Consider the following 18,822-nt stretch of genomic DNA (forward strand, 5'->3'; position numbering starts at 1 on the left):
TGATAGCTCAGTAGGTAGAGCAACGGATTGAAAATCCGTGTGTCCCCAGTTCGATCCTGGGTCTCGCCACCATATTTAAAATCTTTGAGATTTCAATCCCTGATCCCATCAGGGATTTTTTTTGGGTAAAAAATATTCGGTTGAATAAAAAAGTCATGATTTTTATTGACTATTGAACTGAGATACGGCTTAATACACCGCATCGGCGTGATAGCTCAGTAGGTAGAGCAACGGATTGAAAATCCGTGTGTCCCCAGTTCGATCCTGGGTCTCGCCACCATATTTGAAAAACCTCAAACATTGTTTGGGGTTTTTTATTGCCTGCTTTTTATCTTCAATTCAGAAATTGATGTTCATCATTAAAACAGCATGTCATTTTGAATGCGTAAATTGAACCCATTGTCTTACAAAATATCTTGCTATGGACTATAAATATCGTAAGATAAACCTTTGGTAAGTGAAATAGATTGTTATAAGAACAATGAAAGATTTATTTTCATCAGGCAGCCAGCTTTATCAGCAAGCTCGACCGAGTTATCCGCAAGAAGTGGTTCAGGAAATTTTAAATCATGTTCCAGAGCGCGGTTTTGCTTGGGATTGTGGTGCGGGTTCAGGTCAATTTACTCAATTGCTTAGCCCTTATTTCGATCATGTTGTTGCAACGGATATGAGCGAAAAACAATTAAACCTTGCGCCTTATTTTGACAATGTCAGCTATCAAGTCCAGTCTGCTGAACAGACTTCATTTACAGCACAGAGTTTTGATTTGATTTCAGTGGCTCAGGCCATTCATTGGTTTGATTTTGATGGCTTTTATAAAGAAGTTGAACGCACATTAAAACCACAAGGTATTCTTGCTGTGATCGGTTATGGCTTAATTCATGTCGAAAATGCAGCCATCAATACCATGATTCAAAGCTTATATGCTGAAAAACTAGATGGTTATTGGGATGTGGAGCGCCGTTATATCGATGAAGAATATAAAACCATTCCCTTTCCTTTTGATGAAATAAACGTTGCTGAGTTTAAGATGCAGTATCAGTGGTCTTCTGCACAACTGTTAAAGTATTTATCTACTTGGTCTGCAATTAAACACTATTGCGAAAGAAATCAGGATCATCCATTACTTGATCTAGCTGAAGCATTAACCAGCGAGCTTGCAGATTTGACCATCACATTCCCAGTTTTTTTAAGAGTGGGTAAAATTAAAAAATCAAAGAAAAAATGCTTTATGCACAAATAAAATAAGGATCGCATTTTATCTTTGATTACAACAGATATAGCTAACAATATACTTACTTATATATTATTTAAAAGTAAGATAAATCATGAAAGCTCCAGTTAAAATATTATCCACTGCTGTATGGCTATCGGCATTCAGTTCTACCGCTTTTGCAACGACAGGCTATTTTATGCATGGCTATGGGGTAAAAGCCCAAGGCAATGCAGGGACTTCAATCGCTCAATTTCAAGATGCATTAACGATTGCCAATAACCCAGCAGGCTTAAGCTGGATTGGTGATCGTATTGATGTCGGTGCAACCGTGTTTTCACCTGATCGTTCAGCTGAGATTACCGCGAATCAAATGCCACAAGCTTACCCCAACGCCAATGGTCGATATGATGGCAATGGACGCAAATACTTTGTACTCCCAGAGCTTGCATTCAACCATCAAATCAATGACCAAGTTGCTTTAGGTTTAGCAATATATGGGAATGGTGGAATGAATACGGGGTATAAAAATAATCCATTTGCAGCATTTGGCAACAGTGGAACAGCAGGAGTGGATTTAACCCAGGTTTTCATTACTCCAGCAGTTGCTTGGAAATATGCAGAAAATCAATCTATCGGCATTGCAACCAATATTCTCTATCAACGTTTTGAAGCACGGGGAATTGCTGGGTTTAGCGGATTTTCAGCCGATGCTTCAAATTTAAGCAATCGTGGTAAGGATTCTGCGACTGGCATTGGTGCACGTATTGGTTGGGCTGGAAAATTCTTTGATCAACGCTTAACCTTAGGCGCAAATTATTCTTCAAAAATTAATGCAGATCGCTTTGATCGATATCGTGGATTATTTGCTGAACGCGGTGACTTTGATGTTCCTGAAAGTTATGGTGTGGGTGCAGCTGTCAACATCACACCTCAATTAACAGTGGCTGCGGATATACAACGAATTAACTATTCGGATGTGAAATCGGTAGGAAATCCTTTTGATCTTGCACAATTACAACAAGGTCATGCTTTTGGTACACCACAAGGGCCAGGATTTGGCTGGAATGATATCAATATCTATAAACTGGGTGTGTCTTATCAAGCCCATCCAAAACTCACACTAAGAGCTGGTTATAGTCATAATGATCAACCGATTCCAGACAGTGAAGTGTTTTTAAATATTCTTGCTCCTGGAGTAATTCAAGACCACCTCAGCGTGGGTGCAACTTGGAATCTCGATCAACATCAAGAAATCAGTATTGCCTATACACATGCCTTGGAAGATGAAGTAAAAGGCAAAATTTCCCCTGCGTTTGGTGGGGGTGAAGCGAAACTCAAAATGAGTCAAGACATTTTAGGGTTGTCGTATGGCTATAAATTCTAAGTTTTTCTGTCAATCGCCATGAAAGCAGATGGATTCGACAGATTTTTAATCTGAAATAAGACGTTTACCCAAACACACGACTTCGATTTCTTCATAGCCGAGTTGCTCATAAAAGCTTTGTACATCAATATTATCCTTACGGATTAACAGTTGCAGTTTGGGGCAACCTAATGCAACTAAACGCTTTTCAAGTTGTTGTATCAATGCAGTTGCAACACCATTACGTTGATCATGAGGATGGACAGCAAGATAATTGACCCAGCCCCGATGCCCATCATAGCCCCCCATAACCGTAGCGATCAATTGTTCATCTTTGACCGCCAATAGAAACAATCCGTCTTTTTGTGCGACTTTACGGAAGATATCAATTTCTGGGTTGTTCCAAGGACGGGTTAAATCGCAGACTTCCCACAGTGCGATGACTTCGTCTAAATCGGTTTCCTGAAACTGTCTGATAATAAACATAGAATTTTTATCTCTTGTTTTTTAAAACAATCTTTACAGCAGATTAATATAAAAAACCGCAGTTGATAAGTTTATTTTTTAGACAATGCGTAAATACTTTTTGCTGAGTTTGTTAACTTATAAAAACGTTATAGGCTGAGAATAGTGATTTTTTATTGATTGAAAGTGTGCATAATAATGGAGGCATAATTTAAAACAAAAAAGGAACTTCACGTGAATAAACAGGAATTTGATTATATTATTATCGGTGGTGGAAGCTCAGGCTGTGTGTTGGCTGGGCGTTTATCAGAAAACCCGCAAGTTTCTGTTTGTCTGCTTGAAGCTGGGGGCTCAGGAGAGGGTTGGAAAGTAGAAGTTCCTTGTGCAGCGGTGATTAGTATTCCAACCAAGATCAATAACTGGGCCTTTGAAACTGTACCGCAAAAGGGCTTAAATGGTCGTAAAGGCTATCAGCCTCGTGGAAAATGCTTGGGTGGCTCATCGGCAATTAATGCCATGGTGTATATCCGTGGACATCGACAAGATTATGATGATTGGGCAGCCTTAGGCAATACCGGTTGGTCATATGATGAGGTTTTGCCTTATTTTATTAAGTCTGAAAATAACCAAAGAATTAAAAATCAATATCATGGCAATGCTGGCCCACTTTCAGTTATTGATTTACGTAGTGATAACCCCTTACAGCAAAAATATATCGCAGCTGCCAAAGAACAGGGTTATCGAATTCTGGATGACTTCAATGGAGAAGAGCAGGAAGGTTTAGGCGTTTATCAAGTGACCCATATCAATGGGGAGCGTTGTAGTTCTGCGCGGGCTTATTTATTTCCACATCGAGATCGTAAAAATTTAACGGTGGAAACCCATGCACAGACTCAGCGAATCTTGATTGAAAATGGCGTGGCTGTTGGGGTGGAATACAAGCAAGGCGGTCAGCTGAAACAAATCTTTGCACGTCGAGAAGTGTTATTGAGTGCGGGAGCGATGCAGTCGCCACAGATTCTGATGCTCTCAGGTGTTGGTGACCAACAAGAACTTGCGCAACATGGCATTGAAGTAAAACAACATTTACCTGGTGTGGGTAAAAATTTTCACGATCATCCTGATTTTATTTTTGGTTATAAAGTCAGTGAAATTCAAGGCACCTTTGGCTTATCTATTCCAGGTTCAATTGATTTATTTAAACAAATTGGACGTTATCGTAAAGAACGCCGTGGTTTGTTGACTACGAATTTTGCTGAATGTGGCGGCTTTATTAAAAGTTCAAATGAGCAAAGTCTACCGAATTTACAATTACATTTTGTGATTGCACTGGTGGATAACCATGCACGAACCATGCACACAGGGCATGGTATTTCTTGTCATGTCTGCCTTTTAAATCCAGTCAGTCGTGGGTCGATTAAGATAAGTGGGCCAAGTATCGATGATCCTTTATTGATTGATCCGAATTTTTATGGTGAAGAATCTGATTTAGAAGAAATGGTTAAAGGCTTTAAACTCACTCAGAAATTAATGCAATCTGATGCTTTTAAAAGCATGATTAAAGAAGATTTATTTACAGCCACGGTAAAAACAGATGAGGACATTCGCCAAGTTTTAAGAGATCGCTCAGATACCGTTTATCACCCTGTGGGAAGTTGTAAAATGGGGGTAGACGATATGGCTGTGGTTGATCCACGGTTACGCGTTTATGGTATTCAAAACCTGCGTGTGGTCGATGCGTCAATCATGCCAAAAGTGGTGAATGGCAATACCAATGCCCCTGCAATTATGATTGCAGAGAAAGCGGTTGAGATGATTAATCAGGACCAAGCTGGTGTGGCGTTTATTGAAAAGAAAGATAAAGTGCGTGTTGCAATCTGAGTCTTTAGATATTTAAAAAATCAGTGGGTGGGCATTCAAACCCAAATAAGCTCGTAAAAAAACGCCCTGAAGGGCGTTTTTACTTTTTATATCAGATTTAAAATCTTATGCAGATTTTTTAGCTTGATCTTCTAAAGAAGCAAGCATATGGCCTGTTTCTTCAAAGTTATAGTGCCAAGAAAGTGCTTCGCGAAGAATATGCGGCGTTTGACCGCCTTTTTCACATGCACGATCAAAGTAATCATTCAATGCATCACGATACATTGGGTGAGCACAGTTGTTGATGACTGCACGAGCACGTTCACGAGGCGCTAAACCACGTAAGTCAGCAAGACCTTGTTCAGTCACAAGAATATCAACATCATGCTCAGCATGGTCGATATGTGAAGCAAATGGGACAACAGAAGAGATGTCGCCACCTTTTGCAATCGATTTGGTCACGAAGATTGCTAAATGTGCATTACGTGCGAAATCACCTGAACCACCAATACCATTCATCATCTTGGTGCCGCACACATGGGTCGAGTTGACGTTGCCGTAAATATCAAACTCAAGTGCAGTATTGATCCCGATGATGCCTAAGCGGCGAACCAATTCAGGATGGTTTGAAATCTCTTGTGGACGTAGAACCAGTTTGTCTTTGTATTGTTCTAGGTTGTTAAATACTTTTTCGCCATATTTAGCAGAAAGGGTAATTGATGAACCTGAAGCAAACTTCATTTTACCCGCATCAATCAATTCGAAAGTACAGTCTTGCAGTACTTCTGAATACATCACCAAATCTTCAAAGTTAGAATCTTTAAGACCGGTTAATACCGCATTGGCAATCGAACCGATGCCCGCTTGTAAAGGACCAAGATTCGAAGGTAAACGACCTTCTTCAACTTCTTTTTCAAAGAATGCGATTAAGTGGTTGGCAATACCTTGAGTTTCATCATCTGGTAGTGTCACTGTTGATGGAGAGTCATGATATTCGTTGTTAATTACGATACCCACGATTTTTGCAGGATCAATATTAATTGCAGGTGTACCAATACGTTGATCAACATGTGTCAAAGGAATTGCTTGACGTGTTGGACGGTAAGTTGGGATATAAATATCGTGTAAGCCTTCAAAAGCAGGGCTTAAGTTGGTGTTGATTTCAACAATCACTTTTTCAGCAAAAATTGCAAAGCTTGCAGAGTTACCCACAGATGTTGTTGGAATGATGCCACCATCTTCAGTAATCGCAATCGCTTCAATCACCGCAACATCAGGTTTTTTCAACTGAAGGTTACGCATTTGCTCAACAGTTTCAGACAAATGCTGATCGATGAACATCACTTCACCGTTGTTGATAGCTTTACGTAAAGTGTTATCGACTTGGAATGGTAAACGACGCGCAAGTACACCAGCTTCAGTTAATTGTTTGTCTAGGTCATTACCTAAACTTGCACCTGTGATTAAAGTAATCTTCAACGGATTCACTTTGGCTTGTTTTACCAGCGCTAAAGGTACAGCTTTTGCTTCACCTGCACGAGTAAATCCACTCATCCCCACAGTCATCCCATCTTGGATAAAAGTTGCAGCTTGTTCTGCGCTCATGACTTTGTCATGGAGAGATGCTAAACGAATACGATCTAAAGACATGGTTTACGCTCAATTCTTGTTCAAAACTAGACGGATTGTACCGCCCTCAAACTGAATTGTGCATGCCTCTAATGCTAAGGTCTAATTTTTTCAATAAATGCAGGTATAAATTCTGGTGATGGTTTTTAAGTTATTATTTATTAATAAAATAATGATAGCTGTTTGTTAAATAAACAAAGTTAAGTGTTGATTTATTGAGCAATCACTAAAAGTGATCACTCAAACTTTGTTTGAATTTTTGAATTGGATTTGTAGGTGTCGGTTCTTCCTCAACTTTTATTGAAGTTGGTAGTGAAATGATGGCTTGTAAGCCGCCTTCAGGACGGTTGGAAATCAACAGTTCACCTTGATGAATATCAACAATTCGTTTGACAATCGCCAAACCTAAACCACTCCCTTGCACTGTACGTGCAGCATCACCACGCACAAAAGGTTGCATAAGCCCTTCAATTTGGTCTTCGGGAATTCCTTCACCATTGTCTGCTACACAGATTTTAATATGCTCATCTTCTACAAAAGCACTGAGTTCAATTGGTTCTGCGCCATAGCGTTTTGAATTGTTGATGAGATTACCAATCAAACGTTTTAACGACAGTGAGCGAGCAGTAATGACGGGTAATTCTTGCGGCGTGAACTGAATATCTAAAGGTTTAAACTGAATGATCAGCTCTTGTAGCAAAGCATTGATATTGGTGTCTTGAAGCTCTTCATCTGAGCCATCACGCATATAGGAAATAAACTGGCTTAAAATGGCATCCATATCATCGACATCATAAATCAAACCTTCTTTTAAGAAGTCATCATCAGACATCATCTCTGCACTTAAACGGATCCGTGTTAGCGGTGTTCTTAAATCATGCGAGATACCTGCCAACATGATTTGGCGATCACGTTCAGTTTGTTCAAGTGTATAGATCATCTGGTTAAAAGCTTGGTTTACCTCACGGATTTCTTGTGGTCCATGATTGGTTTCCAAGTAGGGCGCTTTCCCTGTTTTACTGTAGCTATTCGCAGCATGTTGTAAGCGACGTAACGGGCGATTAAGCTGTCTGACCAGTGTCAGGATGATTGCCGCAGCAATCAGTGGAATACCCAATAACCAAGCTAAAATGAGTTCAGGACTATAGTTGGCATAGGTATTGAGAGGTTCACGGACCCAATTGCCATTCATTTCTGGGGTTTGGACCCAGATGCGTGGACTGGGTTTAAACTGGAAATAAACCGTCACATCTTTGATTTTTAATTCTTCTGCAAGCTGATTCTCAATACGATTGGTAAAGAAGTCCGCAATAATTTTATCTTTTACATTTGGGTATTCTTTGGGATTTGTAACGTATTCTACGCCAACCCGTTGCTTTAACCATTCGTCAATATCGAGTTGGATCTCGTCATGGTAAATCTGTAAGCGCGGATTATTGACCATTTCCAGCTCAACCGCCAAAAAACGTGCATGCTGTTGAATTTCAGGTAAATAAAGTGTTTTCCAAAAAAACCACAATGACATAAATAGGCTAAAGAACACCACGAATACCACCAATACCGTAGTACGCATTGCTGCCGAACGCGGTTTAACTTTATCGAGGAAGCGTTCCCAGGGTGTACGTTTGCGTTCTTTGTAGCTGACAAAGTCGGTAAATTCTTGTGGGTCTATGGGTTCTAATTTCACAGGAGCATTCCAATCTGTGCGATATTGTTAATCTATGGATTTAGTTTAAAGGATGGCAGATTTATCGCAATATTAAAAATGTTAGGTTACTCGGCTTTAACTTATTTATGGTCATAAATACTCAGATTTAAAATATTTTAAACTCAACAAAATAAGAGATGCATGGCATTGAGATCACACCGTTTTTGTAGAATCGCCAAATATGCTTATATTTAAAATACCAGTGAAATCATCAGTAAAGCGTCGCTCTAGGGCAAAGCCATCAAGACTATTGTTTTGGATGAATAAATATGGATAAAAAAATACTGGTCACATGCAAAACCAAATATGTGACCAGTACTTTTGAAACTGATTCATGTTATCGAATCAAGATCTATTTATTCCGCACCATCTGGAACGAACACATAACCTACGCCCCAAACTGTTTGAATATAACGTGCACGTGCAGGGTTTTCTTCAATCAGACGACGTAAGCGAGAAACTTGAACATCGATTGAACGTTCCATAGCACCCCATTCACGACCACGTGCAAGATTCATCAACTTGTCACGTGTTAATGGTTCACGTGGGTGCTGAACTAATGCCTTCAAGACTGCAAACTCACCTGTGGTTAATGTGACCACTTGCCCTTCACGTGTCAGGGTACGTGTTGATAAATCTAAAGACCAAGGGCCGAAAGACACAACTTCTACGTTTTGACTTGGTGCACCTGGAACTTCACGAACCTGACGACGCAGTACGGCACGAATACGTGCTAATAACTCATTTGGATTAAATGGTTTTGGCAAATAATCATCCGCACCAGCTTCTAAGCCAGCAATACGGTCAGAGTCACTGCCTCGTGCGGTCAGCATAATGACAGGTGTATCTATATTTGATGAGCGTAAACGTCTACAAATACTTAAACCATCTTCTACAGGAAGCATAAAGTCTAAAACGATGAGTGAAAATAACTCACGTTGTAATAGGCGATCCATCTGCGTTGCGTCGTGGGCCGTTTTTACCACAAAGCCTTTATCTTCAAGGAAACGCTGTAAAAGGGTACGTAAACGCACATCATCATCGACCACTAAAATGCGTTCGACACGGTCAGTTTCGTTTTGTACGATATCTGTATTTTCAGCAGGTACAACCAAACTCATGATGTACTCCCTTAATGTTGTAAATTATAAATATTCGTCAATCTCAGTATACTGCCTAAGCTCTTGTTAAGACTATGTATCAAATTGCTCAAAAATACAATTTTCAGGCTGTTTTGAAACCAAAAAACAACATCTATAACGATTTGAGATGATTCTATGTTTATAAATAAAAAGATATACCATATGCAAATGAAAGTTTTATGTATTTTGGCAATAAGTTTTGCTTTAAGTGCATGTATTAGCCGACTTTCCAGACCTGAAATCTCAGGACAAGTGATTGACCAATTTGACCAACCGCTTGGTCAGGTCCAAGTCGGTGAAACGCAAACCGACATGCAAGGCAACTTTCGACTCAAGGAGCGACGCTATGCTGCATTTTTGCTGAAAGAAATCATGTATATGGAAGCGCCACCAGTATTTGTACAAGAACGTCTAAGTAAACAGGGTTATCAGCCGTGTGATTTGCAATATTTCAATTCTCATGGCGGTGGACAGCGCAAAGGTGCACAATGGAAAGTTGGAAAAATTATTTTACAAAGCAATTTAAATAGAGCAAAGCAGGATGAAATACCCGATTGCACTGTAAAAACTCAAGAAAAATGATCTTTTATCACTTTTTTCACTGCTAATTTGCAAAACAATTGTGGATTTTATGGTCTTGGTCTTTATAATCACTAACTTTTAGTCCTTATCCTTGTGGAATTAAACACGATGACTGACTTAGTTCAGCAGTTGGCAAGTGAACTTGCCGTACGTCCAAACCAAGTAGAAGCTGCCATTAAACTGATAGATGAAGGCTCTAGTGTTCCATTTATTGCACGTTACCGTAAAGAAGTAACGCAAGGCTTAGACGACATCCAATTACGCCAACTTGATACACGCCTTGTTTATCTACGTGATTTATTTGAACGCCGTGAAAAAGTAATCGAATCATTAAAAGAACAAAATAAGCTCTCTGATGACTTACTTGCTCGGGTCAATGGCGCTGAAACAAAAAATGCATTAGAAGAACTTTACGCACCGTACCGTCCAAAACGTACCAGTAAATCATTCAAAGCAAGAGAAGCAGGATTAGGGGAATTTGCTGAGAAAATTATCGCAGAGCAAATTGATCCGACTGAAGCCTTGGCTGGTTTTAGCCATGAAGAATACCCAGATGTTGAAAGCCAATTAGACGCGATTCAACACATCATCATTGATGACTGGGCACAAAATATTTCATTAACCACAGAACTTAAATCAACATTTGCCAAAACAGCGGTGTTAAAAAGTTTAGTGGCGTCTGATGAGAAAAAAGAAGTCGGTAAGAAATTCCGTGATTACTTTGATTTCTCTGAGAATTTAAATAAAGTGCCTTCGCATCGTTTATTGGCAATGCTACGTGGCCGCCAAGAAAATGTATTGGGACTTAAAGTTGATGGTGATGATCATGCACCACTTGCACGTATTGAAACTGAATACGCGCTTGAAAGTGTGCAACCACAAGCACGTCAAGATTTCTTAAAGCAAATCGCAAAGCTGTTTTGGTTAGGCAAAATTCGCCCAACGATTGAGCATTCTTTGTTGACTGAAAAGCGCCTTGCAGCTGAATCAGAAGCAATGGACGTGTTTGCAGAAAACTTACGTCATTTATTACTCTCTGCACCTGCAGGTTCACGTACAACTTTAGGTGTTGACCCTGGTATTCGTACAGGGGTGAAACTGGCGGTTGTTTCAAATTCAGGTGATGTGCTTGCACATAGCACGATTTATCCATTTGCACCAAAAGAAGATAAAGCCGGCTCGATTGCTGAACTTGCACGTCTTTGCCGTGAATTTAATGTGGATTTAATCGCAATTGGCAATGGTACTGCGAGTCGTGAAACTGAAGCTGTTGTTGCAGAAATGATGGCTGAAAATGCAGATCTTACATTAACGCGTGTTTCAGTAAGTGAAGCGGGTGCATCTGTTTACTCAGCATCAGAATTGGCTTCTGCTGAACTGCCTGAGCTTGATGTTGCGATTCGTGGCGCTGTTTCAATTGCACGTCGCTTACAAGATCCATTGGCTGAACTGGTAAAAATTGATCCTAAATCTATTGGTGTTGGTCAATATCAGCATGATGTGAATCAAACCAATTTGGCAAAAACATTGGATGCTGTGGTTGAAGACTGTGTGAATGCGGTAGGTGTAGATGTAAATACAGCCTCTCCAGCAATCTTGGGCTATATCGCAGGTTTAAATAAAGCCATTGCGCAGCAAATTGTAGATTATCGTAAAGAAAATGGTCGTTTTGACAATCGTCAAGCATTGAAAAATGTACCACGTTTAGGCGAGCGTACCTTTGAGCAAGCTGCTGGTTTCTTACGTATTCAAGATGGTTCAGAACCTTTAGATGCATCATCTGTTCACCCTGAATCGTATGGTTTGGTCAACAAAATTGTTGAAGCAAAAGCGACTACAGTGAAAGATATCATTGGTAATACTGAAATTATTCGTCAAGTGAAAGCAGAAGATTTTGCGGACGACAAATTTGGTCTACCCACAATTCAAGACGTGTTAAGCGAGTTGGAAAAACCAGGTCGTGACCCTCGTCCAGAATTCCGTACAGCAAAATTCCGTGAAGATATCACTGAAGTCAGTCAATTGACTGAAGGAATGCAGCTTGAGGGTGTGATTACCAATGTGACTAACTTCGGTGCATTCGTCGATGTTGGTGTGCATCAAGATGGTCTAATACATATTTCAGAACTTGCCAATGAATTTGTTTCTGATCCACATAAAGTTGTGAAACCAGGGCAAATCGTACAAGTACGTGTATTGACTGTAGATGCTGAGCGAAATCGTGTGAATTTATCGATGCGCCCAGAAGGTTCGGAAGCACCAACTAAAGCACCACGTCAAAAGCGTGAGTTCAATAACAATGAACAACGTGGTGAGCGTAAGCCTCAGGGTAAACGTCCACAGCAAGGTCGTCCAAACCATGACAATAAAGACAAAGCACCACGTCATGACAAGAAACCACAAGCAGCTAAACCTCAAGAAAACAAAATTGGTGGTTTAGGTGCGTTGTTATTACAAGCAGGGATTAAAGGGTCTAAATAAGCCCTAATTTCTCAATAAAGAAACCGCCGTAAGGCGGTTTCTTTTATGGATTAGACAATTGCAGAAAGATCACAATCTTTTTTAAATGGACATGCTTCCCCAACCACAAGATTTTCAAGTAGATTTTGAATATTCTGTAATTGGAGAATTTTTTCACCAATGACACTGAGCTTATCTTTTAAAATCATATGAAATTGTTCTGCTGGAATTTCATTGACGTTGACCAAGTCTAAAATCTGTTTAATTTCAGCCAAAGTAAAACCTAGATTTTTAGCGACTTGAATCAGTTGTAATTGCTGTAAGTCTTGTTTTGAATAATCCTTATAACCATTATTTCGTGTCAATGGGCGGATAAGATCAAGCTTTTCATAAAAACGAATGGTATCCCGACTGAGATTTAATTGCTCTGATAATTCACCGATTAACATCACTTGCTCCAAATTTTATGTATTTGCAAGAAACACTTGACTGTGGAGTGTACTCCATCCTTTAGCTTAAGTGCGAGCATATAAAGGGTGTATAAAGTGATGCAAAATAATCAAAGCGTAGAAAAAGTTGCCTTGGTGGTTGGTGCAACAGGGTTTATTGGTAAATTTCTTGTAGCGCGATTACTTCAAAGCAATGACCAAGTTTTTGCCTTGTGCCGTCGTCTCGATCAGCAAGAGCCGAGTTTGAGAATGTGGCTGGAAAAACAAGGAATAAACCATCAAAAATTATTCTGTCTACAAGGCGATGTTACCTTGCCTGATTTGGGTATTTCAGTTGAAGATTGGAAACGGCTTGCTGAGGTAAATTATTTATTTAATACCAGTGCATTATTTGCATGGAACCTTTCAATACAACAGGCAAGGGAAGTCAATGTTAAGGGCTTAATCAATTTACTTGAATGTGTGAACGAACATTGCCAATTGAAACGGGCAATTCATCTTTCTGGCTATATGTTGACACTCACTCAGCACTTACAGCATGCTGGAGTCTGTTTAGAAAATATCGAGAGTACGAATTGGAGGCAGGTGTACCAAAAACTGGGTGCTTATGAGGCTTCTAAAATTGAAGCTCATTTTGCGTGGGTGAAATGCGCTCAACAGTTGAAAATTGACTGGACAGTGATTCATCCTGCAACAGTGGTAGGGGATGAAAATTCTGGTGAAATTGCAGACAACCAGCCAATTACTCACCTGATTACCCAGCTTAAACAGGGTAAAATGACCGCAATTCCTGCAACCCCTCAGCATTATTTACCTTTGGTTTCCGTGACAATGTTGGTCAATGCGATATGCAAAGCATCACAGGATCAACTTGCAAGTCACCAAGCTATATTGATTGCCAATCCCACTCAGATTTCTTTACAAGCGCTTATTCATAATGCAGCTCATAGATTAAATCTAAAAGCACCGCAATATTTCGTCTCGCTGAGCATTTTAAAAGTGATTTTAAAATGGAAGTGGCTTGCTCAAAAGCTGGATCTATCTGCTGAGATGTTGAATTTCATCCGAACTGAGCAATTAAATATGGATCAGTTTTTAACATTAAACCAGAAATGGCAAATACCAGAAACCAATCTTAAACAGAGCATTGCACTGACTGCAGAATGGGTGGATCGGAATCATCAGATCTAGCAATAAACTGCCCATTTCAATAAATGGGCAGTTTATTATTAACGTGTTGTATAACCACCATTGGCAAAAATAGTTTGACCTGTAATCCACCAACCCTCTGTCACTAAAAAGCGTACCAAAGGTTCAATATCTTCAATCTTGGTTAGACCACCCAGTGCAGAGGCAGATTTATGATAGGCCACTGCTTCAGGCGCTTCTTGACCATAGAAAAAAGGTGTATCCATTGGACCCGGTGCAACAGCAGTGACGGAAATACCACGATCGCCGTACTCTTTCGATGCTGCACGTGTATAGTGCTCCACAGGTGCTTTTAAGCCTTCATAGGTTGAATATAATCCTGTGTAGGCTGCTAAAAGACTGGTCACGATAGAACAAATTTTTCCACCATTGTTAAGATGTTTACCCGCAGATTGGATGAAGAAATAGGCAATTTTATTGTTAATGTCATTCATTGAATCAAACTCTTGTTCTGTTGTTTCAATCAATGGTTTTTTAAGTACTCGCCCTACGGTATTAATCGCGATATCGACACCACCGAAGATTTCTTTGGCTTTGATGAACAATGTTTCGATATTTTGAATATTAGAGAGGTCTGCTTGTATCAATGTTGCATTAACACCAAGTTGTTCAACGGCTTTGAGTGTTTCTTCGGCATCTTTTTGGGTTTCTAGGCTGTTGTAGTGAATAACAAGATTTGCACCTTGTTCTGCAAATTTACGTGCGATCAGACCACCTAGATTTTTAGCGCCACCCGTAATAATCACTGTTTTATCTTTTAAGCTATGCTGCATCATTTTTATTCTCCAATTTTGATAAATGATGCTGAAATTCTAAAAGCTATTTTTTGTTCTAAATAGTGATTAGAATCGAATAGATTGTTTGAAAAAGTTGAATAATAAATGGATAAAATTGACCGGCTAAAAATTTTTTGCTTAGTTGCGGAAAAGCATTCATTTGCCCAAGTCGCTAAAACGCTGGATTTACCACGTTCAACAATTACCTATGCAATACAAGGCTTAGAAAAAGAATATCAAGTATTGTTATTTAATCGAACCACACGAAAAGTTAACTTAACCAATGATGGGGTTCAGTTTCTTAAAGAAGTTCAACAATTGATTTTTCAGGCTGAAGGGCTAAATAAGTTTAAATTAAAAAACCGTCAATATAAGGGACAAGTTAAAATTGGCTTACCGTTAAGAATTTCAACGCAATATCTTCTTCCTTATCTGCATGAATTCTATGCAAAGTATCCGAATATTAAAGTCTCAATTTATAGCCACGATCATTATTCAGATTTAATTGAACAACGATTGGATTGTGTGCTTCGTGTTGGAAATGTGATGAATGAAAATCTAATTGTGAGGCCTATCACAGAGGTTGATTTATATACGGTGGCTGCTCCAGAATACTTAAATACATTGGAGAATGCTTTAGAAACAGAACCGTTAAATCAGCATATTATGATCGGTTATCAAATGAAAAATATGGATTCAGATTTTGGAAGTCTGGTTTTTAAAGATACCCAGATCAAACTTCCTTATCAACTTTCAGTTGAGGATACCGAAAGTTATTTACATGCGGGCTTGCAGGGGTTGGGGATTATCCAGATTCCAGCTTTTGATGCAATCCCGTTTATCGAGACCAAAAGATTAACCCGAATATTTGAGCAAGAAGCGTGCTTAAAAATACCCATCAATTTTCTTTTTTTAGAAAGAAAGTATCGACCCGTATATTTTCAATTCTTTATTGATTGGTTAGAGAATTTATTGAAACAGAAGCTTGCGAATCATACTGAGCTGTTGTCGTTTAAATCGTGAAAATTGTTGCTGAGTAAATAGCTTCGGTACTCAAGGTGGACTTAATAGATTGGTCAGGTAGTTTTGTTTAAGTGTTAATTGTTCAATGACCACTTGTTCTGAGTCATGATTATTTTTGAGTAATTCAATATCCGCAATCGTTTGAGACAACAAGGCTTGAAAATCATCTGCTTGTAATAAATGTTGGGAGAGGGTAATTGCATCTGTCTTAAAATCATAATTTAGACTAATTTTTTGCAGGAGGTTTAATGCAAAAGGCGGACAAAGTAGCGCATCGATGAAAAGATAGCTGAATTTTAAGTTGGACAAGTATAGTTGTTTTCGTCGAACAAAAATCCAAGTGATATTGATCAGGTTAAGCGCATAAATGCTCAGGATTAAAATTGCTAAATATAGATAACTGCTTTTATAAATCAACGCAATAGGTAATAAAACCAGTGTTAACACTGTATTTAAATAAATCATCAACTGCAACGGCTTTAAGATTTTTTGCAGATTTCGAATAGCCTTGATCTCGTCGCCAATAACTTGTTGGTGGTCTTGATGATGGGTCAGTTGCCAGCGAACTTTAAAGCATAAATAATGTGGGCAAAATGGCTGAGGAATAATCAGAAATTTTTTGAAGATGCTGACGTGATTGACCAGCATCTGAGACTTAAACTTTGCGGTAAAACCGTTGAGAAGATAAAATTCATTATAGAAACAAAGTTTAGCCGAATCATAGAGATAAAATCCGACTAAACCCAAAATAATAAGATAATCAAATGCGATCATTATTCTTTATTTCTTTTAAAAATCTTCCCGATAAAACCAATGCAAGCAGCAACGCCAACAAGGATAAACTTCCAAGTCGCTGCAAAGAAAGCAGCAATGACCGCCCAAAAACCTTTTTTAGTCGCAACGGCGGCAGCACCACCTACCACTAAAGCGGCTAGACCATATTCTGCTACTTTGTCGCCTGCTTGGAATTCAGTGTAACGTTCGCCTGAGTTATATTGGAAGCCTTTGATGGAGTTTTTAAAGGCTTGAATATTTCTATCTAGATTTTCAGGATCAGATACCAAGGTTGCACTCATTACACCGGTACGCCCCAGAAGACGTACGGTATAGTTAATGGTTTCCATATTATCTTCACCACGGACTTTTAATGCCCATTCAAGATGTTTAGATACAGGATCATATTTTGGAGGGACAGCCCAACTGTCTGTATAAAGTTTATCAAGCCCTAAACGCACTCGTTCAGCATTGGCTGCTTCATCATAAGATTTTAATTCTTTTAACAATGCATCAGCATCAATTTTCTCATCATCTTTGACGTAGCCTGATGGTTCAAAGTCAAAGGTTGCCCACCATGAATCATCCTCTGCGACCAGTACATTGGTACTGCCTGAAGTGAGATTACCAGTAAGCTCTAAAAATTTATCTGAATTTGAAATATCAAGAAAACCATCACCTTTGATTGTGTTTAGGGTGGCGACATCAGCAAGATCTTCCTTTTTGGGTCCAATTTGCCAATTCAGTTTGGAATACGGACTTTCTTGTTGGGTTTGTGTACTTTGGTCAGGTGTTGTGCTTTGTTCAGTTGTGGTCGTTTCCGCATAACTATAAATAGGTATGAGTGTGCTTGTGCTTAAACTTAGACAAAGCAAAACGGCATGGGTAACAGGTTGAAGCTTTAAGTTAAATTGTTTTTTTAACATGGTGGTCTCATTTTCTAATTGGTTATGTCTCTGATTATTTGAATAGCTTCGTGTTGTTAAATTTAAAATCAATGATTTTTTCTTTAATATTGAATGCGTGAAGTTATTCTTAGTGCTTAGTTTTTCTAATATTATTTTATTTATTCAAGATTTTCAATGTCTGTATTTGAACGGATAGTCTACTCAGTAAAATATCCGTTCAATGGCTTAAATTACCAATGTTCACCAGGGAACAAACGCGCATACGCTCTTTGTACCAGATTCAATTTTTGTGGCTCACCCACAGACGCAGTCGAACTTGGGAACAAGTTAAAGCCAATTGACATTAATTTGTTATTGATTCCAGGTGCAATCGAATACGTAATAGAGGCTAAACGGCCTAAGTTTGTCGCAACTTTCTTCGGACGTTTCACAATCGCATAAGCCACTAAATCTGCTGCTTGTTCAGGCGAAAGTGTTGGTACATATTTATAAATTTTAGTCGGTGCAATCATCGGTGTGCGAACTAAAGGCATATAAACTGAAGTAATTGCAATTTTATGTGAATGTACTTCCGCAGATAAACAACGACTAAAAGCATCTAATGCTGCTTTTGATGCAACATAAGCAGAGAAGCGAGTTGCGTTTGCCAACACACCAATTGAACTGATATTGATAATTTGACCGTCTTTACGAACCATCATTTGCGGTAAAATATTCAAAACTAAACGAACTGCGCCAAAGTAATTCAGCTGCATCGTACGTTCAAAATCATGGAAACGGTCAACAGATTCATGTACTGCGCGGCGAATCGAGCGACCTGCGTTATTGATCAAAATATCAATATGATCAACAGAGGCAATGATTTGCTTAGACACTTCATCAATAGCATCCATATCATTTAGGTCGCAAGGGAAAATATCAGCCTGCCCACCTTCAGCCTGAATTTCAGCTTGAACTTCTTTCAATGTTTCTTCAGTACGAGACACTAAAAGTACATGCGCACCTGCTGCTGCGAGTTTTTTTGCAACCGTTAAACCGATACCACTAGATGCACCTGTGATTAGTGCAATTTTACCTTGAACCTTTTTTTGAAAAAGTTGCTCTAATTTTTGATTCATAGCTATTTTCCTGATTCTACTGGCATAAATATATGCTGTATTTTTTTGTTTCGGGTGATTGGGTCTTTGTTTAAAAGATGATCACTTTTGTTGGAAGGCAATAATATACAAAAAAAATAAAAATACTAGTATTAAGTGAC

The 18,822-nt window shown here is 39.0% G+C and carries 16 protein-coding genes and 1 tRNA gene; 8 read left to right on the forward strand and 9 right to left on the reverse strand.

Annotated elements, in window-relative coordinates:
- Window positions 1-204: 204 nt before the first annotated feature.
- The 3 genes from AC07WY_RS12215 to AC07WY_RS12225 all read left to right on the forward strand — a co-directional run bounded on the left by AC07WY_RS12215 (window position 205) and on the right by AC07WY_RS12225 (window position 2,600).
- Window positions 205-280 (forward strand) — tRNA-Phe (locus tag AC07WY_RS12215).
- A 201-nt stretch (window positions 281-481) separates the two neighbouring features.
- On the forward strand, window positions 482-1,243 hold the full coding sequence (locus tag AC07WY_RS12220) for a class I SAM-dependent methyltransferase (RefSeq protein WP_270383326.1): 762 nt from the start codon (window positions 482-484) through the stop codon (window positions 1,241-1,243).
- Between the two features lie 85 nt (window positions 1,244-1,328).
- Window positions 1,329-2,600 carry an OmpP1/FadL family transporter gene (locus AC07WY_RS12225; RefSeq protein WP_419336007.1) on the forward strand — a complete coding sequence of 424 codons (1,272 nt, stop codon included), beginning with the start codon at window positions 1,329-1,331 and terminating at the stop codon, window positions 2,598-2,600.
- 45 nt (window positions 2,601-2,645) lie between these two features.
- Here AC07WY_RS12225 and AC07WY_RS12230 read toward each other — a convergent pair whose 3' ends face one another.
- On the reverse strand, window positions 2,646-3,065 hold the full coding sequence (locus AC07WY_RS12230) for a GNAT family acetyltransferase (protein ID WP_004725355.1): 420 nt from the start codon (window positions 3,063-3,065) through the stop codon (window positions 2,646-2,648).
- A gap of 213 nt (window positions 3,066-3,278) precedes the next feature.
- On the opposite strand from AC07WY_RS12230, the gene AC07WY_RS12235 reads away from it, so the two are divergent.
- On the forward strand, window positions 3,279-4,925 hold the full coding sequence (locus tag AC07WY_RS12235) for a GMC family oxidoreductase (RefSeq protein WP_034616844.1): 1,647 nt from the start codon (window positions 3,279-3,281) through the stop codon (window positions 4,923-4,925).
- Window positions 4,926-5,030: 105 nt separating this feature from the next.
- On the opposite strand, the gene scpC is transcribed toward AC07WY_RS12235, so the two are convergent.
- From scpC to ompR, 3 genes are all read right to left on the reverse strand, one after another.
- Window positions 5,031-6,554 (reverse strand): succinyl-CoA:acetate CoA-transferase ScpC, encoded by a 1,524-nt coding sequence (gene scpC / locus AC07WY_RS12240; RefSeq protein ID WP_004816606.1) that lies wholly within the window; start codon window positions 6,552-6,554, stop codon window positions 5,031-5,033.
- A 205-nt stretch (window positions 6,555-6,759) separates the two neighbouring features.
- Window positions 6,760-8,220 (reverse strand): ATP-binding protein, encoded by a 1,461-nt coding sequence (locus AC07WY_RS12245; protein WP_419336011.1) that lies wholly within the window; start codon window positions 8,218-8,220, stop codon window positions 6,760-6,762.
- Window positions 8,221-8,597: 377 nt separating this feature from the next.
- Window positions 8,598-9,362 (reverse strand): osmolarity response regulator transcription factor OmpR, encoded by a 765-nt coding sequence (gene ompR, locus AC07WY_RS12250; protein ID WP_004816610.1) that lies wholly within the window; start codon window positions 9,360-9,362, stop codon window positions 8,598-8,600.
- 183 nt (window positions 9,363-9,545) lie between these two features.
- On the opposite strand from ompR, the gene AC07WY_RS12255 reads away from it, so the two are divergent.
- Window positions 9,546-9,965: a carboxypeptidase regulatory-like domain-containing protein gene (locus tag AC07WY_RS12255; RefSeq protein ID WP_419336013.1), complete on the forward strand. Its 420-nt coding sequence runs from the start codon at window positions 9,546-9,548 to the stop codon at window positions 9,963-9,965.
- Window positions 9,966-10,073: 108 nt separating this feature from the next.
- The gene (locus AC07WY_RS12260) at window positions 10,074-12,446 is read left to right on the forward strand and encodes a Tex family protein (RefSeq protein WP_262087226.1); all 2,373 of its coding nucleotides are present in this window, start codon (window positions 10,074-10,076) and stop codon (window positions 12,444-12,446) included.
- Between the two features lie 50 nt (window positions 12,447-12,496).
- Here AC07WY_RS12260 and AC07WY_RS12265 read toward each other — a convergent pair whose 3' ends face one another.
- Complete coding sequence (locus tag AC07WY_RS12265; RefSeq protein WP_004725368.1) at window positions 12,497-12,874, reverse strand: MerR family transcriptional regulator; 378 nt, start codon at window positions 12,872-12,874, stop codon at window positions 12,497-12,499.
- A gap of 99 nt (window positions 12,875-12,973) precedes the next feature.
- On the opposite strand from AC07WY_RS12265, the gene AC07WY_RS12270 reads away from it, so the two are divergent.
- Window positions 12,974-14,065, forward strand: coding sequence for an SDR family oxidoreductase (locus AC07WY_RS12270; RefSeq protein WP_419336015.1), 1,092 nt, complete (start codon window positions 12,974-12,976; stop codon window positions 14,063-14,065).
- A gap of 38 nt (window positions 14,066-14,103) precedes the next feature.
- Here the strand turns inward: AC07WY_RS12270 and AC07WY_RS12275 are convergent, their stop codons facing one another.
- A complete protein-coding gene (locus AC07WY_RS12275) occupies window positions 14,104-14,859 on the reverse strand; it encodes an SDR family oxidoreductase (protein WP_004725372.1) in 756 nt (251 codons plus the stop codon).
- Window positions 14,860-14,964: 105 nt separating this feature from the next.
- Here AC07WY_RS12275 and AC07WY_RS12280 point away from each other — a divergent pair, with 105 nt between their 5' ends.
- Window positions 14,965-15,882 carry a LysR family transcriptional regulator gene (locus AC07WY_RS12280; RefSeq protein ID WP_056517526.1) on the forward strand — a complete coding sequence of 306 codons (918 nt, stop codon included), beginning with the start codon at window positions 14,965-14,967 and terminating at the stop codon, window positions 15,880-15,882.
- Between the two features lie 30 nt (window positions 15,883-15,912).
- Here AC07WY_RS12280 and AC07WY_RS12285 read toward each other — a convergent pair whose 3' ends face one another.
- From AC07WY_RS12285 to AC07WY_RS12295, 3 genes are all read right to left on the reverse strand, one after another.
- Window positions 15,913-16,656: a hypothetical protein gene (locus AC07WY_RS12285; protein ID WP_419336018.1), complete on the reverse strand. Its 744-nt coding sequence runs from the start codon at window positions 16,654-16,656 to the stop codon at window positions 15,913-15,915.
- A complete protein-coding gene (locus tag AC07WY_RS12290; RefSeq protein WP_419336020.1) occupies window positions 16,656-17,582 on the reverse strand; it encodes a DUF2167 domain-containing protein in 927 nt (308 codons plus the stop codon). Before AC07WY_RS12290 ends, AC07WY_RS12285 begins: the two co-directional genes overlap by 1 nt.
- A 212-nt stretch (window positions 17,583-17,794) precedes the next feature.
- The gene (locus AC07WY_RS12295) at window positions 17,795-18,682 is read right to left on the reverse strand and encodes an SDR family NAD(P)-dependent oxidoreductase (protein WP_004725376.1); all 888 of its coding nucleotides are present in this window, start codon (window positions 18,680-18,682) and stop codon (window positions 17,795-17,797) included.
- Window positions 18,683-18,822 lie beyond the last annotated feature (140 nt).

This window comes from Acinetobacter sp. GW821-FHT01C12, from assembly GCF_059422625.1.

Excerpts from the sequence above, each read along its gene's own strand:
- AC07WY_RS12220 (WP_270383326.1), top strand. The coding sequence starts at position 482 with ATGAAAGATTTATTTTCATCAGGCAGCCAGCTTTATCAGCAAGCTCGA.
- AC07WY_RS12225 (WP_419336007.1), top strand. The coding sequence starts at position 1,329 with ATGAAAGCTCCAGTTAAAATATTATCCACTGCTGTATGGCTATCGGCA.
- AC07WY_RS12230 (WP_004725355.1), bottom strand. The coding sequence starts at position 3,065 with ATGTTTATTATCAGACAGTTTCAGGAAACCGATTTAGACGAAGTCATC.
- scpC (WP_004816606.1), bottom strand. The coding sequence starts at position 6,554 with ATGTCTTTAGATCGTATTCGTTTAGCATCTCTCCATGACAAAGTCATG.
- ompR (WP_004816610.1), bottom strand. The coding sequence starts at position 9,362 with ATGAGTTTGGTTGTACCTGCTGAAAATACAGATATCGTACAAAACGAA.
- AC07WY_RS12255 (WP_419336013.1), top strand. The coding sequence starts at position 9,546 with ATGCAAATGAAAGTTTTATGTATTTTGGCAATAAGTTTTGCTTTAAGT.
- AC07WY_RS12260 (WP_262087226.1), top strand. The coding sequence starts at position 10,074 with ATGACTGACTTAGTTCAGCAGTTGGCAAGTGAACTTGCCGTACGTCCA.
- AC07WY_RS12265 (WP_004725368.1), bottom strand. The coding sequence starts at position 12,874 with ATGTTAATCGGTGAATTATCAGAGCAATTAAATCTCAGTCGGGATACC.
- AC07WY_RS12270 (WP_419336015.1), top strand. The coding sequence starts at position 12,974 with ATGCAAAATAATCAAAGCGTAGAAAAAGTTGCCTTGGTGGTTGGTGCA.
- AC07WY_RS12275 (WP_004725372.1), bottom strand. The coding sequence starts at position 14,859 with ATGATGCAGCATAGCTTAAAAGATAAAACAGTGATTATTACGGGTGGC.
- AC07WY_RS12280 (WP_056517526.1), top strand. The coding sequence starts at position 14,965 with ATGGATAAAATTGACCGGCTAAAAATTTTTTGCTTAGTTGCGGAAAAG.
- AC07WY_RS12285 (WP_419336018.1), bottom strand. The coding sequence starts at position 16,656 with ATGATCGCATTTGATTATCTTATTATTTTGGGTTTAGTCGGATTTTAT.
- AC07WY_RS12290 (WP_419336020.1), bottom strand. The coding sequence starts at position 17,582 with ATGTTAAAAAAACAATTTAACTTAAAGCTTCAACCTGTTACCCATGCC.
- AC07WY_RS12295 (WP_004725376.1), bottom strand. The coding sequence starts at position 18,682 with ATGAATCAAAAATTAGAGCAACTTTTTCAAAAAAAGGTTCAAGGTAAA.